The following is a 19,456-nucleotide window of genomic DNA, read 5'->3' as shown; positions in this document are numbered from 1 at the left end:
TTCCTACTTATTTAATCTTTTCAGAATCGCGTCAGTAATTTCATTTATAAGTTGATCTTTTTCACTTAAAGACAAACTATTAAATTCAAATTTAGATGAATTGCTTTTTCCGTCGTGAATATCACAAGTACCTTCGGTTTCGCAAGTTACGCATCCGGCAGTTGTTCTAACTCCATATTTTTCTCTTTGATCAGTCAACTTTTTAACTTGATCTTTATTTAAAGTATTAATGCTTCCAACCTGTTGAGCTACAAAAGCGATATGCGCAAAATGTTCTAAGGTTTCCATTTTATGATAGGCGCTTAAAACATCTTTGCCTACTGTCAACGCACCATGATTTGCCAATAAAAACGCGTCATAGTCTTTAAGCAACGGAACAACCGGTTTATAAAATTCATCAGTTCCGGGTGTACCATAAGCAACAATTGGAATATTTCCTAGAGCAATAATCACTTCAGGAAGTACGCATTTATCAAGTGGAATTCCCGCAACGGCATAACCTGTAGCATAAGGAGGATGTGAATGACATACGCTTCCAACATCAGGTCTGTCTCTATAAACTTGTAAATGCATAAAAACTTCAGACGAAGCTTTTCCGTTTCCATTTATTACTTTTCCATTCATATCTACAACTACCATCATGTCGGGAGTTAAATAACCTTTACTAACTCCTGTTGGAGTTATAACCACCCTTTCATTATCAACTTTTGCACTGATATTTCCATCATTTGACGCAACATAACCTCTGTCATACATCCTCTTACCCACTTCAACAATTTGATTTTTCAGGGTAATTAAATTATAACTCATATCAGTTTCTCCTTAAGTTTACCTATTTAGTGTTTGGCAAAATTGTTTCTACATCAGAATGTGGTCTTGGTATTACATGGACTGAAACAAGTTCTCCAACTCTTTGAGCGGCTGAAGCGCCAGCATCTGTAGCAGCTTTTACTGCGCCTACATCTCCTCTAACCATTACGGTTACGTAACCGCCGCCAATTGTTTCTTTTCCCAATAAACTAACATTTGCGGCTTTAACCATGGCGTCCGCTGCTTCTATTGCGCCAACTAATCCTTTTGTTTCAATCATGCCTAATGCTTCTAATTTCATTTTTTTTCTCCTTATTTATTTTGTTATACAATTTTTAATGCATTTGAAATTGCTATTCTTCTAACTCTTGTAAAATCTTTGGGAGTACAAACTCCTTCACCGGTAGGACTGGCAATTGTGTGCGAGAAATAGCCTTCACCTGCATTTGGTCCATTTCCCGCTAAAGAAGGACCGTTAACAATAACAATACTTGTGTCCATTTCTTGAGTAAATTTTGTAATATTCTGAATATCATTTGAATGAATAACCGCTGTATGTCCAAAACCGTGTTCGGCTATTTTGCACTTTATCATTCCGTCTTCAAAAGAATTGACTTTAACAATCGGCATAAACGGCATCATTTGTTCCGCAACAACAAACGGATGATTTTCATTTACTTCGCCAAACAATAATCTTACATTCTCAGATAAATTTATGCCGCACGCGGAAGCCAAGACACTTGCATTTTTACCAATAAATTCACGCGTTCCCAGATAATGTCCTTTATCATTTTGAACAATTGCTTTTTTGGTCAACATTTCAATTTGAGCAGAATTTAAACAAACCGCGCCGTTATTTTTCATAGCTTGAACAAAATCATCAAAAACGTCTTTTACAACAAATGTTTCCTTTTCCGCAATACATAAAATATTGTTATCGAAAGAAGCTCCGGTTATCAAACTCTTTGCGGCATTATTCAAATTTGCGGATCTATCAACCAGTACTGGTGGATTTCCCGGTCCAGCCGCAACAACTTTTTTCCCCGCTTTGAAAGCGGCCTCAACTACTGCTGGTCCGCCTGTAGCAACTATCAGATCAATATCGTTGTGATTGAATAATCTGTTAACATTTTCCAAAGTCGGTTCTTTGATCATAGTAATTAAATTTTCAGGTCCGCCATTTTCAACAATTACTTTGTGAAAAATCGGTATTGCGTAAGCCGATACTTTTTTTGCTGCTGGATGAACACTAAAAATAACACTGTTTCCGCCTGCGATTGTAATTATTATACTATTTAATAATACCGGAATTGGATGTGTTGAAGGAGTGATTCCGGCAATTACTCCGTATGGCGCTCTTTCTTCAATAACGGTACCTTTGGAACCTGTCCATGATCTTGTTTCTAAATCTTCCATTCCGGGAGTTGAATCGGCTGCATTATGATGTTTTGCAATTTTATCTTGAACTCTGCCCATTCCGGTTTCTTCATGGGCTCTCTTAGAAAAATCTTCGGCAAATGCATGCATAGTTTTTCTTAATTCGGAAATTATCTTTTTCTTTACATCCGTTGATACTTTAACCCATTTTTTTTGCGCTATTTTGGATTGATATACGGCGTCATCGACATGTTCATAAATTCCATCAGACGAGTTTTTTAAATTATAATTACCGCTTATTTCTAATTCGTTTATGACTTCTGCAACTAATTTTTTTATATGTATTCTGTCAATATTCGACAATTAATTTCTCCGGAAATTTTAATTTTGGTTTAATTTAATCCAGCTATCAATTTTACTTTCCAACATGTTAAAACCTAACAAGGCACTATTTATAAATAAATATTTCGACTTAATATTGCAAACTTTACTGCTATTAATTTCCCAGCAAATTTGACCGTTAAGAGAATTATTATTCTGTAAAATTTTACGAAGTTTAAAAGCTTCATTATTTATAATTATTGCCGAATGATATTTTCCAGATTCAGTTTTCTTAGCCAAATCCAATAAACAATTTTCAAATTCATAGAAATAATTATTTTTAGGATTTTTCCATTCACATTCAATACCCAATTTAAGCAATATCTCTTTGGTTTTATTCTTATAAACTATATCGTTTTCATTACAGAGAATCGCAATTTTTTTGGAAGTTTCTGCCGATATTGCTTCATGCATTAAATTCGATGATACAGTTAATTTTTCTATATGAATGTTTTCCCCTATTAGAAAATCATGAGCCAAAGGTGTAATAATAGTTTTGGGCGAAAAAATTACTTTATTACAATGCTTACTTTTAATATTTTGAGCATCGGAAAATGTAAACAAAGTCTGATCAAATTTCCAAATTCCGTTTTCATCTGAGATATCTTTCTGCAAAAATTCTTTGTTTTCGGCAAGCTTTGCCAAAACTTTATCAACAATAATTTTAATAAATTCTTCTCTCGTCACGTTCATAAAAGTAAAATTTGCAAATTGTGAATTTCAATCCATAATTATTGAGATGAGCAAGTTAAATTTAATTAAATAAAATTATTATTGAATAACAATTACGCCTTTTTTGAGAATAATATTTGCATAAAGTGCTTTTTCGCTGGATGCAATAACAGCGTAAGCTTTTTCAGATCTTTCATAAAATTCAGGCTTTTCCAAGTATTCAAAACCATTAAAATATTCTCCGCTTTCTTTTATAATGATCTCGAATTCATTCCAAATTGTCGGAACTACAGTGTCGCCTTTTACAACTTGCATTAAACTGACAGGATTCGAAACATATTTATCTAAAGGGAAAAATTTCAAAATAGCGGTTAAAATTTCGCAAGCGTTATGACCATCCATCCTAATAAGTCTTTTTGCTTTTGATGCAGCCGGAAAATTTCCGTCAGCAATAACAATTTCATCGCCATGTCCCATTTCGCTTAAAATTTTAATCAGATCCGGACTAATAATCGGAGGAATATTTTTTAACATACTATGACCTCATTAAATAAAATTCAGCTTTACTTACTCGTGTAAGTAGTATATATTAACTTACGAATTTAATCACTTTTGTCAAAATTATTTTATCTGTTAAAACAAAAATATTTTAAATTATTATATATGATTTGTATAAAAATAGTTAACAAATTCAATTATTTTTAATTCCACTATCCTTCTAATATTTAAGAGGCTCAAAATGAATAAAAAATTTTGTTATGAAATTCTAGCAATTTTACTAACGTTTTATTCTGGAGTCTTTCTGTTTGCTCAAGAAGATCAATCTAAATTTATTCAAGGTTTTGACAAAGTATTGCAAAGAGGAAATTTTGCGTATCACTCTCCTCACCCTGATATTTCTCAAGCGCTTCTCGTTCGTGCAAAAAAAGAGGAAGCGGTCATTGAATGGCAAACTGAACCTGTTCCCGCGGGTGTTAAAAATGAATATGTATCATTTATTTGGTACTTCGGAATTTCACAAAATTCGGTAACACATCCTTTTAAATTATGGATAAATAATACTCCGTATTTAATGTTTAAAAATGAACTTGGGTCAAAAACCGGTTCATGGGATGTTAACGGTCACAATGATTCAAAGATAACATTCAAAGCTACAATGACGGACAGATATAATGATCTTATGGGAATTGCGATCCTTAATGTGCAAAAAAATGACTTAAAATTAGGTGAACCCGCAAATATAAAAATTACCGGAGAAGACGCAGAAAGTACCGACTGGTACATGACATTTCAAGGCAAAGTAAAATCCGAAATTGAAATTATTCCCACCGATCTGGTTTTAAAAGGCCAGGGTAAAAATTCTATTTTGTATAAACTTAATATTGTTCATTTGGATAAGCCTCAAAATATTGAAATTGCAACAAATTCAGGATTCGAACTTAAATCAAATATTTCAACCGGTTTTAACTCATACTCTATTGTTATCCCGGAAGACTTTGTGCAAAAAGAAATTAAAACTGATATTAAAATCGGGAATCAATTAATTACCAGAACATTTAAGGTTGAGCCGGTTAAAGAGTGGGTTGTTGATTTGGTTATGCATAGTCACACAGATATCGGTTACACCAGAACACAAACAGAAATTTTACCAGAACATTTAAGATTTATTGATTACGCGCTCGACTTTTGCGATTTAACGGATAATTATCCAGAAGACGCGAAATTCAGATGGACGTGTGAAAGCGCATGGCCTGTTTTAAGATATTTAAACAGCAGACCAAAATCACAAATTGATAGATTTAGAAAAAGAGTTAAAGAAGGAAGAATTGAATTAACATCAATGCTGTTTAACATTTCGGAAATACCGGATGAATCTTTAATGGCATCAATGCTTAAACCGGTAAAGACAATTACAGATTCAGGATTTACCGTAAAAACCGCAATGCAGGACGATATAAACGGAATCGGCTGGTGTTACGCAGATTATTTGAACAACGCGGGAATTAAATATTTAGTAATGGGTGAACACGGACACAAAGCAAAAATTCCTTTTAATTATCCTACTGTCTTTTGGTGGGAATCACCATCAGGGAATAAAATTCTTGCCTATCGAGCAGATCATTATATGACCGGAAATTTCGTTGGCGCACATACCGGCAATATTGAATTTGTTGAAACAAATCTTATGCAGTATTTATCAAAATTAAACAAAGCCGGATATCCTTATAGTGAAGCACATTTGCAAATGTCAGGTTATGTAACGGATAATTCTCCTCCTTCATTAAAGGCGTCAAATCTTGCAAAGGAATGGAATGAAAAATATGAATGGCCGAAATTAAAGGTGGCTACCGTTTCAGAATTTGTAAAGAATATTGAAAAAAAATACGGCAATTCTTTGCCTGTTCAAAAAGCTGCTTGGCCCGATTGGTGGGCAGATGGATTCGGTTCCGCGGCAAGAGAAACAATGGAAGCAAGAAGAACTCAAGCCGATTTAATTGCCAACAAAGGATTATTAAGTATGGCATTGTTGATGGGCGCAAATATTCCGAAGGATGTAATTAAAGAAATAAATGATATTGAGGAAAATTTATTCTTCTATGCCGAACATACTTTTGGTGCCGATGAAAGTATTAGAAATCCTAATTCGGAGAATACAATTGTGCAGTGGCAGCTTAAATCCGCATATGTTTGGGATGCCGTAAAAAGATCAAAAATGCTAAAAGAAAAAGCTCTCGGATTCATTCAACAATATTTACCAAAATCGGAGACCCCGACAATTGCCGTATTCAATACGCTAAATTGGGAAAGATCCGGATTAACTACAATTTATATTGATCATCAGATAATTCCGCGAAATAAAAAATTCAAAATTGTGGATTTTGACGGTAATGAAGTTTCCGCCCAAGAGCAATCAAACAGAGAGGATGGAACTTATTGGAGTATTTGGGCAAAAAATATTCCTTCAATGGGATACAAACTTTATAAAATAATTGTTGAAAATGAAATAACGCAAAGCTCCGGTTTTGAGAAGGATAAAACCGAATTTGAAAATCAGTTTTATAAAATTGTTTTGGATACAAAAGTAGGTGCAATCAAATCAATTTATGATAAAGAGCTAAAACAAGAACTTATAGATCAAAACAGTAAATGGGAATTAGGTCAATTTATTTACGAAGAACTTTCCAATAGAAATCAGCTTGAAAGATATACATTAGATGATCAGCCGGTCAGAAGCTCATTGAGCGATGTAGAATTTAAAGGAATTAAAAAAGGCAAAGTCTGGGATAGTATTATTTTATCCGGAAAAAATGAAAAATGCTGCGGCAGTGATGAAATTGTTCTTGAATTGAATCTTTACAACTTTGAGAAAAAAATAGATCTGAATTTCAGAATGGTTAAATTAGCAGTTCATGATCCTGAAGCAGTTTATGTTGCATTTCCTTTCTCGCTCCCAAATTCCAAAATTACTTTTGAAGCTCAAGGCGGAATTGTTGAACCGGGTAAAGATCAAATACCCGGAACATCAACAGATTGGAATGTAATTCAAAATTTTGCAGCTGTAAAAAATAATGATTCGCAAATTATTTTCAGTTCCAACGATATGCCTCTTGTACATTTAGGCGGACTAAATATTGGCGAATTTAATTACGTGGCAAAACCAGAGAACACATATATTTTCTCTTGGCCTCTTAATAATTATTGGGTAACAAATTTTAGAGCAAGTCAAGATGGAGAATTTAAATGGAGTTACACAATTACTTCCGCCAAAACCAACACAAATGAAAAAAGCTACAGATTTGGATATGAATCAAAAATTCCAATTACGGCAAGGGTATTTCCTGAAGGAAAACAGATCAATCAGAATTTCAGCCGGTCATTATTAACATTAAATGACGACAATGTAATTTTAGTTTCCGCAATGCCTTTTGTTTCTACTCAAAAAGTTATTCTACACTTAAAGGAAATAAACGGATTATCTAGAGATATTTCATTGAATAATATTATAAATAATCCAAATTACAGCGTTTATGAAGTAAATGTTCTTGGTGATAAAATCGGAAACTCAAATAGTTTGACCTTCAAACCTTATGAAACTAAATTTGTAATGCTTGAAAAAAAATAAAGTTAATTTTTAATTGGTGATTTATTCAAAAAATAGATCACCAAAATATTCCGGAAGATGGAAATTAGGGAATGAAGAAATTATTGGATTCCAGCATCCGTAATGTTCAAACTGTGATTCATCACCGCATTTATAAAAATTTGCTTTGGCGTTATTCGCCATAAATTTAAGATTGTAGAACTTTTCAAATAGTTTAATCGGGATAATTAATTTTATCTCCCAATTATCGTTTTGAATTGCGCCGACAACCGGTTCTTTTATTGTTGAAAATACTCTAATTGTTTCAATATCTTTAACGTCGATAAAAGTATTGTTCTTAACATTGCCAAAACCAGCGTAAATTGTACCAATAGCGTTTATTTCAAAATTGAAATATGCATCCGATTTATTTGGGAATAAATTTACAAAAAACTCCACGCAGCTATCCTTATAAACCGGGTCATTAATATTTAAGTATTTTGCTGTAATATATTTTTCAAAAGCTCTAAAATGAACTAACAAATTTTCATTTGAGTAATAAAGTTTTACTTCAACATCGGGCTTGTAATTATTCTCTTTCCACAAATAATTATTCACTTTAAGTGAATCGCATTCAAATTCATTATTATTGAAAAATTCATTTAATAACAGATCATTTACTTTTTTGACTGTGTATTTCATAATTAGTTTAGATATTTTATTTTGTTTAAAAATAAAAAACCCCAATTAAAAAATTGGGGTTAATAATAACAATCCTCAAAATATTAAAAAATACTGAACGCAACCGTTAATCCGGCCATAACAATAGCGACCATGCTCATCAATTTTATTAAAATATTCAAACTTGGTCCGGCGGTATCTTTAAAAGGATCACCAACAGTATCACCAATTACGGTGGCTTTATGAGCGGCAGAACCTTTTCCGCCCATGTTGCCTTCTTCAATATATTTTTTAGCATTATCCCAAGCACCGCCGGCATTTGCCATAAATACTGCAAGGACAAAACCAGTACCTAAACCACCGACCAACAAACCCATAACACCTGCAACACCAAAAATAATTCCAGTTATTATTGGTGCAACAATTGCCAATAAAGAAGGAACTAACATTTCTTTTTGAGCGCCCTTTGTAGAGATTTCAACACATTTTGCGTAATCAGGATTTGCCTTACCTTCCAATATTCCCGGTAATTCCTTAAACTGCCTTCTAACTTCATCAACCATTTTGGAAGCGGCTCTTCCAACAGCATTTATTGCCAAACCGCAGAAAACGAATGCCATCATTGAGCCAATAAAAATTCCAATTAAAACTTTTGGATTCATCAAATTTACTTCATAATATATCATAAAATCCTGCAAGGTTGCTTTAGCGGTTTCAACAATCACACCGTTGCCGAGGTCAAGCATATCAACGCCAATTCTGTGCAATCCTATTTTAATTTCTTCAATATATGAAGCTAGTAAGGCTAATGCTGTTAGAGCGGCAGAACCAATTGCAAATCCTTTTCCTGTTGCGGCTGTGGTATTTCCCAAAGAATCGAGTGCATCTGTTCTTTGTCTTACTTCTTTTCCTAATCCGCTCATTTCGGCATTTCCGCCTGCATTATCAGCAATTGGACCATAAGCATCTGTTGCAAGAGTTATTCCCAAAGTTGAAAGCATTCCAACTGCAGCAATACCAATTCCGTATAAACCCATTCCCATATTGCTGAAAGAAAAACCGGATGCAAATAAGAACGAAAGTATAATTCCAACAACTACGGAAAGTACAGGTATAGCTGTTGATAACATTCCAACTCCCAAACCGGAAATTATTACGGTAGCTGGTCCGGTTTTTGCATTTTCCGCAATTGATTGTGTAGGTTTATATGATTGAGAAGTATAATATTCGGTTGCCTTGCCAATTACAATTCCCGTTACCAAACCAACAACAATAGAACCCCAAATTCCAATTGCGTTATCTAATTGGAGCAAATTAAGTATTATAAATGAAAATATTACAATCAACACCGAACTAAGGTTCATACCTTTAGATAAGGAACTTAACAATTCTTTTTGAGAAGCTCCTTCTTTTGTTTTAACAAAATAAATACCTATAAGTGATAATACAATTCCTATTGAAGCAATAAGCATAGGTGCAATTACTGCCTTATATTGCAAAGCAGTATCATTATAAAATGCTGAAGCCCCTAGCGCGGCGGTTGCTAAAATTGAGCCGCAATATGATTCATAAAGGTCAGCGCCCATTCCGGCAACGTCACCAACATTATCGCCAACGTTATCTGCAATTGTAGCCGGGTTTCTTGGATCATCCTCAGGTATACCTGCTTCAACTTTACCAACTAAATCGGCGCCAACATCAGCAGCTTTTGTATAAATTCCACCGCCGACTCTCGCAAACAAAGCCTGAGTTGACGCACCCATGCCGAATGTAAGCATTGTAGTGGTAATAACAATTAAACTATGACCATCTCCAATTACAATCGGGTAAAAATAATTTAAAATAATAAACCATATTGAAATATCTAATAAACCTAAACCAACAACTACCAGACCCATTACAGCACCGCTTCTAAAAGCAATTACAAGTCCTTTATTAAGTGAAGTTCTGGCAGCATTTGCGGTCCTTGCCGCAGCGTGGGTCGCAGTTTTCATTCCAAAAAAACCGGCTAACCCGGAAAAGAATCCGCCGGTAATAAACGCAAAAGGAACCCATGGGTTTTGCAAGTTAAAGCCATACGCCAAAATTGCAAATAATATTGTAATAATTACAAAGAAAATACCCACAACTTTATATTGTTGCTTTAAGTAAGTCATTGCACCGCTTCTAACATATTGTGCAATTTCTTTCATTTTATCCGTACCTTCATCTTCTTTCATCATTTGTTTAAAGAATATTCTCGCAAAAATTAATGCTGCTATAGAACCTAAAGGCACAATCCAGAATAGAATATCATGCATAATTATCTCCAAATAAAAATCAATTTTAATAGTAAATTAAATAGTACTTCTGAAACCAATTGTTAAAGCTGAACGAAGCCACGCATGCTGTTTATCTTCCAATTCTTCCAAGCTTGGGAAATGATAGTACAACATTTCATCCTTATTGCCTACAAAAAACCCGTTTTTACATGTTCGGTAAAGCAGGTCACTTTGGAAAAATCTGATAACCGTTTTTGTCGGTTTATCCGGATTTTTTTGTAATCCTATGAGGCAATCTCTCAAATGGTCAATATTTGAATATGGTAAATTTCCAATTGACGCGTTTTTAGGATCATTCGCAAGATCATTAAGAAGTAATTCAACAAAAACTAATTTTGGTACTGATACGGGCCGTGTTGTATCAGTAATAGTTTTCATGAATTCTGTCGGATTTAAACTGCTTGCAATTCTTGGCGTAACCGGACAAAGCTGCTGATATAAATGCAGTTTGTCAGTATCTAAATTAGGATTATAATCGTTTTTACTCAATCCTAAAACTCTGCCGTCATCAGTAGCTAAGTATAAATCCATTAAAGCTTTTAGCGGAATGTTTTCCAAAACGCGATGAATTGACAAATAAAGCGATCGTTTAGGTGTTCCATCAGAATGTGGAACGCATTGATTTTCCCATCGTTCTTTTGGGAATTTACCGTCCATTAATTCAGGGTCAACCTCAAAAAATATCGCCTGTCCTCTGCTCCTTTTTTTCGTTCCAACTGCAAGGTAATTACCAAATTCATCAGGCGGGAGCATTGAACCAATAAGCGCTTCAGGCGTTAAAAGTAGATATAAATATTTTTTCATAAATTCACCTTTTTTGAGTGAATAATAGTTTGATTTGTTATTAATTTTTGAGCTAAAGTGAACATTATTTTTAGATAATAAAGACCTTTTAGTCCAGTTAAAATATAAAATTTTACCTTCATAAACAATTTGGAAATTTTAAAATCTGATAGGAATTGCTAAAATTGAAGAAATATTATGAATAATGTATAAAAATAAATTGTGTATTTTTTAGAAATTTTACGACAAAATTCTAATCTTAAATTCATAAATGATTTTAAACAATCACATGTAAATCATTTTTTTACAATTAGTTATATAATTTCAGCTAAAAGTTATTGCCTCTTCTACTTGAATAATAATTGAGAAAATTGGAATAAATAATCTCGCCAGTTGGTCCAAGTATGTCCGCCTTCGGTTTCATTATAAATTACATTAAAGTTATGTTTTCTAAGTGTTTTAACAGTTGTACGCGAAGTTTCTAAAAGAAAGTCGTCTTTGCCGGTCGCAAACCAAATCAATTTAATTTTATCTTTAAGTTTAGCATTATCTAAAACCTTTAAGTTATTGTTTTCCCACTGGTTACCCATATTTGGTAAAAACGAATCTCCTCCGTTAATCCCAAAAATACCTGAGCTAAAAACGCCAATAAAACCATAATCGCCTAAATTTGGAATTGCGATATTTAATGTATGACCTCCGCCCATTGATAACCCCGCAATTGCAGTATTATGACTGTTTTTGATAACTCTATAAATTTTTTTCAATATACGGCTTTATTTCATTCAGGAAATCTTCAATAAACTCATCTTTTTCGGGTACAGCTCCGCCAAATTGAAAAGGTTTTGTATGTCCTGCCGGCATAACAATTACCATAGGTTTTACCTTTCCTTCGAAAATTAAATTATCAATAATAAAACCTGCTCTTCCAACTGTGGTCCAAGAATCATCGCAATCAAAAGCTCCGTGCAGAAGATAAAAAACGGGAAAATCCATGTTACTAATTTCATATCCCGGCGGCGTATAAATGTGCATTCTTCGGTTTTTATTCAGCGTAATAGAATAATAATTAACTTCAGAAATCGCGCCATGCGGAACATCTTTACAATCCATAAAATCTTTACCTCTTACATAAAACAAACTCCACATATTCATATTGGATTCGCTGGTTTCGGTATTTTTGGGGTCCGTTACTACTACTCCGTCAATATTAAAATTATATCTATATGCTCCCGGAGCAATTGGTCCGACATTTAAAGACCAAACACCATTTTCTTTTCTTTTCATTTTTCCATTTTCATAAATTCCGGGAATATCTCCACCCCCGATTGAAACATTTTTTGCTTCGGGAGCATAGATGCTGATTGTAACATAAGAATTGTCATTAACCAATATTGATCTTAAAGTATCATTAGGATTTGGTGTGTTATTCTGTGCTTTCATAAAATTTTGAAATGATACGGTAAGTAAAATGTAAATTAAAATATTCTTCATAAAATTCTCAATTTTTATTTTAATAAAACTGAATTATTTTCAGAGTCGAAAAAATGTATTTTACTTTTATCCAATTTAAATTCAATTTCGGAACCGATCTTTAAATCATTTGAAGACGTAATTCTTGCAATATTTTGTTTTCCCTCAATATAAAAATAAATATAAGTTTCATTTCCAAGCGGTTCAAAAAGGTCAATTTTTGAAAACACCGAAATGTAATTTTCATCTTTATTTTCGATTACATGAAAATCTTCAGGCCTGATTCCAATAACTATATTTTGATCTACGTATTTTTCCAAGTACTCAGATTGTTTCTTGGTCAGATCAAATTTAATTTCTTTGTTTTGTGAAATAAAATAAAATGAATTTTCCTTTTCAATTTTTCCATCTAAAAATTCATCGCCGGACTTCCAATAAAACCCGCAACAAATTTATTTTTTGGTTTTGTGTATAAATTCATTGGAGTATCAATTTGCTGTACTTCCCCATTATTTAAAATCACTATTTTGTCACCCATTGTCATTGCTTCTGTTTGATCATGAGTTACGTAAATCATCGTTGTGCCTAACTTTTTATGAAGTTTTGAAATCTCAGTCCTCATTTGTACTCTTAATTTGGCATCAAGATTACTGAGCGGTTCATCAAATAAAAATACTTTTGGATTACGAACAATAGCTCTACCAAGGGCAACTCTTTGACGTTGACCACCGGATAATTGCTTTGGCTTTCTATCAAGCAGATCCGTTAATCCCAAAATTTCACTTGCGTCGTTAACCCTTTTATTTATTTCTTCCTTACTGAATTTTCTTAGTTTAAGTCCAAATGAAATATTTTCAAAAACACTCATATGAGGATATAGCGCGTAATTTTGAAAAACCATTGCAATATCTCTATCCTTAGGCGATACGTTGTTTACAAGTCTTGAATCAATAAAAATCTCACCTTTTGTAATATCTTCCAATCCCGCAATCATTCTTAAAATGGTTGATTTTCCGCATCCAGATGGACCCACCAAAACGACAAATTCGCCATTTGCAATTTCGATGTTTACATTGTTAACAGCGTAGTTTTTCTGATCGTAAGATTTGAATAAATTTTTAATAGATAAATTTGCCATATAATTATTTGTGTTTTTATTGAATTTAGTAATTTTTATTCAACCTCAATTTCCCAAATTGAATTTCCCCATTGCGTTGCTCGTTCTTTAAAGTTGAATCTAACATACTGAATTTCAATTTCGGGCATCTCGATCAAATCTAAAAATCCATCCCCGTTTTTTTCTTCAAATATTTCTTCCCACCTTTTTCCGTCGTCGGAAATTGAAACAGTATAATTTTTTGAATACGCATTTTCCCATAGCAATGAGATTTTCTTTAGTTTTGCTTTACTGTCTAATTTAATTTCAATCCATTGCGGATCTTCCCATTTACTTTCCCATCTTGTTTGTTGGTCATGGTCAACAGCGTAAAACGGATATCCGGAAGAAGCTGAAATATTCTCTCTTTTAATTGTTATTAATTTCCTGTCATTTCGTTTATGAGAAAGCAGCCAAGAATATAAATCTTTATTGCTATAAGTTTCATCCCAAGAATTATGATTCGCTTCGGGATATAAAGTAAATTTTACATCGGAATGATAAAGTTTTAAAGCGTCAACCATCTGCTGCGAAAGCATGGGAGGAACAACATCGTCTTTGGCGCCGTGGAATACCCAAATGGGCAGCAGCCTTAAATCCCTGGCATTTTCCGGATCTCCTCCGCCGCAGACAGGAACAATTGCCGCAAATTTATCCGGATTTTGCGAAGCTATTTCCCAAGTTCCGAAACCGCCCATACTTAATCCGGTCAAGTAAATTCTGTCCTGATCGACATTGTAGGTCGCGGAAATTTCGTCAATTAATCCCATAACCGCCTCAGGGAACCATTTGTCCGTCCATCTTGTGTTCAACGGACATTGAGGCGAAACAATAATAAACGGGAAATTTTCTCCTTTTTCAATAAGCATCGGCGGTCCATTTACTTTAAGCTTTTCAAGATCATCGCCTCTTTCACCGCTTCCATGCAGAAAAACCATTAATGGCAATTTTTCATTTTCTAAATTATCTTTAGGCAAATATAGCAGGTAGTTTAAATGAATTGTTTTTGATAATTCTTTTTCAAATGTTCTTTCATACTGCTTTTTAGAATAATTATCAGAAACATTATTTACAGTTCCGCACCCAAAGAATAAAGATGAAATAAAAATCAAATTAAGGAACAGTTGGTTACATTTTTTAATATTCATTTTTTGCTCATTAATTTCATAACAATTTTATTAAAAATAGATTTCAATTTTCGCCGGAATTGATTTAAACATTATTTCGTCCGATAAGAAATTTTCATACTTAACATTATTAATTAAAATCTTCTTTATCTTAAAAATATCTTTTGAAAACCTAAGAATATATTTCATATTTTCCGGTGTCTTTAAATCACCATATATTTCGTAAGTACATTTCTCATCATCATTTTTGATTGAGTATGAAATTTTTCCATAATAAGTTGGAAGATTTTTAACACTCATTCCATTTGGATTGTCAATCCATTCATCATACAATGCTGGCGCAATTATTAAAGAATTATTTAGCTCATCTTCATAAACGAATAAATTTCTAATTGAGTTTATAAAATCAGAACCGACCCATGTATGCGGCATATCTCCAATAAAATTGGGTGATTTTGAATTATGCCAAACAATTTCCGCCCAATGGTTCCAATTTTCGGGTTTTTGATACTGTAAAAAATAGTCAATAATTGTATGTGCAATTTCCGGTTTATCGAGTAGAACAAACGATCCAATTGTTCTTACCTCATAAGGTGTGTAGTTTAACCATTCAGAATTTTCATTCATTCTATTTTTGAAGAAATCATAATATTTGTCGAATGTATTTGTTAACAGATCATTACGTAAATTTTTAATTTCATTACACGGAGTTAAAGCAATAGTTGTTGAAGTAGCGTCAAAATCACCTAGTTCAGCGCAGCCTGGAATATAATTTATTTTATGCCTTGAAGTTGTCAAATCAATCGATGAATAAAGGTTTTTTTCAAATTCATTTTTCTGTTTAATAAATTCACTAACTTCGGTTTTGTTTAGTATTTCGGCAATGCTGATAGCGTCTTTCATACCTTTAAGTATAAAAAAATCATCCCAATAAGAATGCATGGGTTTTGCCGAATATCCTTCATGACTAATTGATTCAGGAACTAATCCGTAAAACATTTTTAAACTATCATTACTTTTATATTCTTCAGTAGATCTTTGATCGGTTAAATACTTTATATAACTCATTACTAATTTTATTTTTTCAAAATGATCACTCAAGAAAGTTGTGTCTTTTGTGAAATTAAAATATTCCTTAATTAAATAAATATATTCTCCGTGACTGTCATTTTCAGGAACTGAATCGGGACCTCTTTTATCAACAACGCACGGCACTTTCCCATTTTCAAAAATATAATTGGAATACCAGTTCGCAAATTCTTTAACTTCATTTTTCAATCCCATTTTAAGCAATGCCGAAGAAGTTAAAGATCCGTCTCTAATCCAAGATCGATCGTAAGACCTTGAGCCGGGTTGAATGCCGAATTTATCTCTGTTAATTAAAATATATGCTATGTTTGATTTAAGAACATTTATAAGTTTATCTGCCGATTCAGGCAAACTAAATTCAATATTATTTACTTTACTATTCCAAAAATTTACGGCATCCATTAATTTAGTTTCATAAACATTTTCTTCTTTTAAATTAAAATCTATATTCTCATACATAGGAAGAAGTATTACTATTTCTTTCTCTTCATTTGGAGATATTTTATATTGATATTTTAATGCTCCAGAGCCGAAATAAAATTCGTCAACAATATTTTTATTAGCCGGTAAAATATTATTGCTTATGTAATTTATAATATCGCCGTCGTAAAATGTTGTAAATCCTGCAGAATCAATTTCAGAAAGTGAAATAATTTTTTTTATATCATTAACATTAACTTGTTTTTTTTCCTTATCGTAATTTATTGTTTTTACTTTTGCGGCTCCGCCATTGCCGTTAAGAAATTGATAATATGGATTTACTTGAAATGGTCGAATTGCCAAATACAAATTTCCATCTATTTCCTCTTGTGAAATATTTTTCAAAGTATACTTAGTGAAAATAGCAGAACTTTGATTTGGAGCGCCGGAAGTAAATGTTTCTATATTCATTTCCATTTTGGGAAGTGTCCATTTAACGCTGGGAATTGGAAGATAATCATTCATTAAATGCTGTGAAATTGACGCGTCGCTCCATGTATATAACTTACCATTACTGAAAATGAAAGGCTCAATAGAAAAACCTTGTTTATCGCTTTCTATCATTCCCTCTTCATTGATAAGTGTTTCTTTAACATCTTCGTTTACTCCGGTTATAGTCCAAAAGCTTGATTCGGCATTTAAGTATTTTGGGAAATAACCGCGAGGATATTCTTTAGCTATATTTATAAAAAATTTGTTAATGTCCGCCGACCAATCCGCGTCCTGTATTTTAATTTCAGATATTGATAATTCGTCTTTTTTATTTTCCGAAAAGTCCAATTTCAGATATTGCGCTTCAATATCATCAAATTTTAGAAATGATTTGTAATTTGTCGCTTTGTTAACTTTAAGTATTTTATCCCAATGTGAATTATCATCGGAAATAGAAATAGTAATAATCTTTGCAAAATTATTTTTAAACCAATCGAATGTAATTCCGCCAATTTCTTTAGAGTAGCCGAAATTATAAATCAAAGTATTATTTTTTTTCTTACTGGTCCAGTATGTTTCTAAATTATTATCTTTAATATTTTTTAGCAGATTTGAATTCGCGGAAGCAATTATATTTGTCTTTAGTTTAGTTATATCTATTTTTGACAGCTTTTTATATTGCAGATCATCAATTTGCACACTGCCTGAGCCGCCGTTAAAAGACGCGATAGTAAATTCTATTTTTGAAATTTTTCTTAGTGTTTTGTCATACGCAGGGCCCCAAGCAAAATTTATTTGTCTCCTTTTAATTCTAACTTTTTTCCAATCTTTCGGAAATTCGTAATTCACATTATTAACCCACCAAACATTTTCTCCTTTCTGATCCAAGAATTTGATTTCAAAATTATTATTTGGCGAATTAGCTTTAATATAAAACGTAAACTCGAAATCATCGGATAAATCAATTTCACGATCAAATTGAATGCCCGCATAACCGGTGCCTTTTACAAATTTATAATTAATATTCAACGCCTTGTTTTTGATTCCGTCAATGCCGCTTAGATCAATTTCCACGTTATCGGATTTAATTAACTTGATGTTTTCGAAACTATCAAAACTATTTATTGATATTGATTGAGCGTTGATGGCCGAAATAATTACTAAGCAATTGATTATAATAATTAAAATATTGATTTTCATATTTTACTTTTGGAGTTTTATCAAATTCAATTTTTCCATTCCCTTTTTTATTACAGGATCGTTCATACAATATTTCCAGACAAAGCCTGTTTTAAAGTTTTCGATCATTATAACAATTGGTCCTTGATCTATTCCCAGATAGTCATTATCAAACCAATTTAAGGTCGGATTAAAAGCATCTTTAAAACCATATTTACCCCATAGACCTTTATCGCCGTATTTTTCCTTAAAGTTCATAATTGTGGGAATTACTATTTCGGGAGCAAATGGAAGTGAGGCAATTGCCGCTGTAGGAGCTATTGTTCCGTCATCCCACGAATTGCGAAATGGAAAACTAGGACCTCTTTCACTATAACCCGAATAAATACTTCTATCCAAATTTGGAATTTCATCGGCTGGTCCTTCACACGCTGTTAATCCCCAAGTTAATGAATCATAACCTTTCCAATCTTTTGGATTTTCAATTGCATATTGCCATTGTGATAACGCTGCTCTTCTTGAATTTTCAAAATAGTCAACGTTTTTCTCAAGCATATATTTGTCGTAAACATTTTTATAATCAATAAAACAACTAGACCATTGATAAGCAAAAAGTGGGGGAAAAACCGCATGTTCCATATTTGGATAAGGCGCGTACCAATTGTAATCTCTTAGCCATACGTCATATGCGTGATCGATATTTTTATATCCTGTTCCTGCCGAAAGAATATATAAATAATGAGCTTCGGTAAAGCCGATCCAACTCATTTCGGTAAATCCGTTTTCAGGTCGCCAGCCCATAGTTACCGTTCCACCGTAATCTTTATCTGATTCCGGTTTCGTCCACCAATCCCAATCTAACCTTCTTGTTAAAGAATCGCCCAATGCTCTAATGCTTTTCTCAATTAAATTATCATTTGTGTAATAATTCATCGCAAATCGAATTCCGGCAAAAAGCCAAGCCGTATCAATGGTTGATAATTCACAATCACGCCATCTTCTCCCATTATCCATTTCAAGAAAATGATAATAAAAGCCTTTATAACCGGTTGCGTCAACCTTTGCAGATTGTTCAGAATTAATTAAGAATGCAAATAAATTTAAAGTCAACTTTGCGGCTTCTTCACGCGTAATCCATTTTTTTTCAACCCCAATTGCCCAAATAGGTAAAGCAAATCCTACTGCCGCAATGCTGGATGGCGAATCTTCGGTTGATTTGTCTTTTACCAAACCATTTTCCGGATTTACTTCTTTAACAAAATATTGAAATGTATAATATTGTAAAGTATCTAAAAACTTTGATTGTTCTTCCGTCATTTCAAACTTTTTATTTACAGTTTTTTGCGGCTTTTCAGAACAAAATAAAAAGTTAAATGCTATTAAAATTAGTATAATATACTTCATAAATTTTCCC

At 32.9% G+C, this 19,456-nt stretch carries 16 protein-coding genes; 1 reads left to right on the top strand and 15 read right to left on the bottom strand.

Features of this window, described 5'->3' with window-relative positions; all coding sequences use genetic code 11:
• Positions 1 to 3: 3 nt before the first annotated feature.
• The 5 genes from IPK06_02530 to IPK06_02510 form a co-directional block, all read right to left on the bottom strand.
• The gene (locus IPK06_02530) at positions 4 to 810 is read right to left on the bottom strand and encodes a class II aldolase/adducin family protein (GenBank protein MBK7978891.1); all 807 of its coding nucleotides are present in this window, start codon (positions 808 to 810) and stop codon (positions 4 to 6) included.
• 22 nt (positions 811 to 832) lie between these two features.
• On the bottom strand, positions 833 to 1,111 hold the full coding sequence (gene eutM / locus IPK06_02525) for an ethanolamine utilization microcompartment protein EutM (protein MBK7978890.1): 279 nt from the start codon (positions 1,109 to 1,111) through the stop codon (positions 833 to 835).
• 23 nt (positions 1,112 to 1,134) lie between these two features.
• Positions 1,135 to 2,550 carry an aldehyde dehydrogenase gene (locus tag IPK06_02520; GenBank protein MBK7978889.1) on the bottom strand — a complete coding sequence of 472 codons (1,416 nt, stop codon included), beginning with the start codon at positions 2,548 to 2,550 and terminating at the stop codon, positions 1,135 to 1,137.
• An 18-nt stretch (positions 2,551 to 2,568) separates the two neighbouring features.
• Positions 2,569 to 3,255, bottom strand: a complete 687-nt coding sequence (locus tag IPK06_02515; GenBank protein ID MBK7978888.1) for a hypothetical protein — start codon at positions 3,253 to 3,255, stop codon at positions 2,569 to 2,571.
• Positions 3,256 to 3,339: 84 nt separating this feature from the next.
• Positions 3,340 to 3,774, bottom strand: coding sequence for a fucose isomerase (locus IPK06_02510; protein ID MBK7978887.1), 435 nt, complete (start codon positions 3,772 to 3,774; stop codon positions 3,340 to 3,342).
• A 205-nt stretch (positions 3,775 to 3,979) separates the two neighbouring features.
• On the opposite strand from IPK06_02510, the gene IPK06_02505 reads away from it, so the two are divergent.
• Complete coding sequence (locus tag IPK06_02505) at positions 3,980 to 7,363, top strand: glycosyl hydrolase family 38 (protein MBK7978886.1); 3,384 nt, start codon at positions 3,980 to 3,982, stop codon at positions 7,361 to 7,363.
• A 21-nt stretch (positions 7,364 to 7,384) separates the two neighbouring features.
• Here the strand turns inward: IPK06_02505 and IPK06_02500 are convergent, their stop codons facing one another.
• The 10 genes from IPK06_02500 to IPK06_02455 form a co-directional block, all read right to left on the bottom strand.
• Positions 7,385 to 8,023: a hypothetical protein gene (locus IPK06_02500; protein ID MBK7978885.1), complete on the bottom strand. Its 639-nt coding sequence runs from the start codon at positions 8,021 to 8,023 to the stop codon at positions 7,385 to 7,387.
• 83 nt (positions 8,024 to 8,106) lie between these two features.
• Entirely contained in the window at positions 8,107 to 10,302 is a 2,196-nt protein-coding gene (locus IPK06_02495) for a sodium-translocating pyrophosphatase (GenBank protein MBK7978884.1), read from the bottom strand.
• A 36-nt stretch (positions 10,303 to 10,338) separates the two neighbouring features.
• Positions 10,339 to 11,127, bottom strand: a complete 789-nt coding sequence (locus tag IPK06_02490; protein ID MBK7978883.1) for a hypothetical protein — start codon at positions 11,125 to 11,127, stop codon at positions 10,339 to 10,341.
• 326 nt (positions 11,128 to 11,453) lie between these two features.
• Positions 11,454 to 11,873, bottom strand: coding sequence for a hypothetical protein (locus tag IPK06_02485; GenBank protein MBK7978882.1), 420 nt, complete (start codon positions 11,871 to 11,873; stop codon positions 11,454 to 11,456).
• Positions 11,857 to 12,600: a hypothetical protein gene (locus IPK06_02480; GenBank protein ID MBK7978881.1), complete on the bottom strand. Its 744-nt coding sequence runs from the start codon at positions 12,598 to 12,600 to the stop codon at positions 11,857 to 11,859. Before IPK06_02480 ends, IPK06_02485 begins: the two co-directional genes overlap by 17 nt.
• Positions 12,601 to 12,614: 14 nt before the next feature.
• The gene (locus IPK06_02475; GenBank protein ID MBK7978880.1) at positions 12,615 to 12,899 is read right to left on the bottom strand and encodes a TOBE domain-containing protein; all 285 of its coding nucleotides are present in this window, start codon (positions 12,897 to 12,899) and stop codon (positions 12,615 to 12,617) included.
• Positions 12,900 to 12,988: 89 nt separating this feature from the next.
• A complete protein-coding gene (gene ugpC / locus IPK06_02470) occupies positions 12,989 to 13,717 on the bottom strand; it encodes a sn-glycerol-3-phosphate ABC transporter ATP-binding protein UgpC (GenBank protein ID MBK7978879.1) in 729 nt (242 codons plus the stop codon).
• A 35-nt stretch (positions 13,718 to 13,752) separates the two neighbouring features.
• Complete coding sequence (locus IPK06_02465; GenBank protein ID MBK7978878.1) at positions 13,753 to 14,883, bottom strand: discoidin domain-containing protein; 1,131 nt, start codon at positions 14,881 to 14,883, stop codon at positions 13,753 to 13,755.
• A 30-nt stretch (positions 14,884 to 14,913) separates the two neighbouring features.
• Positions 14,914 to 18,063, bottom strand: coding sequence for a discoidin domain-containing protein (locus IPK06_02460; protein ID MBK7978877.1), 3,150 nt, complete (start codon positions 18,061 to 18,063; stop codon positions 14,914 to 14,916).
• Between the two features lie 3 nt (positions 18,064 to 18,066).
• Positions 18,067 to 19,446, bottom strand: coding sequence for a Tat pathway signal protein (locus tag IPK06_02455; GenBank protein ID MBK7978876.1), 1,380 nt, complete (start codon positions 19,444 to 19,446; stop codon positions 18,067 to 18,069).
• Positions 19,447 to 19,456: the final 10 nt, after the last annotated feature.

The organism is Ignavibacteriota bacterium, assembly GCA_016713565.1.
Lineage (GTDB): Bacteria > Bacteroidota > Ignavibacteria > Ignavibacteriales > Melioribacteraceae.
This window is presented reverse-complemented; position numbering and strand designations above follow the sequence as displayed.

Excerpts from the sequence above, each read along its gene's own strand:
- eutM (MBK7978890.1), bottom strand. The coding sequence starts at position 1,111 with ATGAAATTAGAAGCATTAGGCATGATTGAAACAAAAGGATTAGTTGGC.
- IPK06_02505 (MBK7978886.1), top strand. The coding sequence starts at position 3,980 with ATGAATAAAAAATTTTGTTATGAAATTCTAGCAATTTTACTAACGTTT.
- IPK06_02510 (MBK7978887.1), bottom strand. The coding sequence starts at position 3,774 with ATGTTAAAAAATATTCCTCCGATTATTAGTCCGGATCTGATTAAAATT.
- IPK06_02465 (MBK7978878.1), bottom strand. The coding sequence starts at position 14,883 with ATGAATATTAAAAAATGTAACCAACTGTTCCTTAATTTGATTTTTATT.
- IPK06_02530 (MBK7978891.1), bottom strand. The coding sequence starts at position 810 with ATGAGTTATAATTTAATTACCCTGAAAAATCAAATTGTTGAAGTGGGT.
- IPK06_02495 (MBK7978884.1), bottom strand. The coding sequence starts at position 10,302 with ATGCATGATATTCTATTCTGGATTGTGCCTTTAGGTTCTATAGCAGCA.
- IPK06_02490 (MBK7978883.1), bottom strand. The coding sequence starts at position 11,127 with ATGAAAAAATATTTATATCTACTTTTAACGCCTGAAGCGCTTATTGGT.
- ugpC (MBK7978879.1), bottom strand. The coding sequence starts at position 13,717 with ATGGCAAATTTATCTATTAAAAATTTATTCAAATCTTACGATCAGAAA.
- IPK06_02500 (MBK7978885.1), bottom strand. The coding sequence starts at position 8,023 with ATGAAATACACAGTCAAAAAAGTAAATGATCTGTTATTAAATGAATTT.
- IPK06_02480 (MBK7978881.1), bottom strand. The coding sequence starts at position 12,600 with ATGAAGAATATTTTAATTTACATTTTACTTACCGTATCATTTCAAAAT.
- IPK06_02460 (MBK7978877.1), bottom strand. The coding sequence starts at position 18,063 with ATGAAAATCAATATTTTAATTATTATAATCAATTGCTTAGTAATTATT.
- IPK06_02455 (MBK7978876.1), bottom strand. The coding sequence starts at position 19,446 with ATGAAGTATATTATACTAATTTTAATAGCATTTAACTTTTTATTTTGT.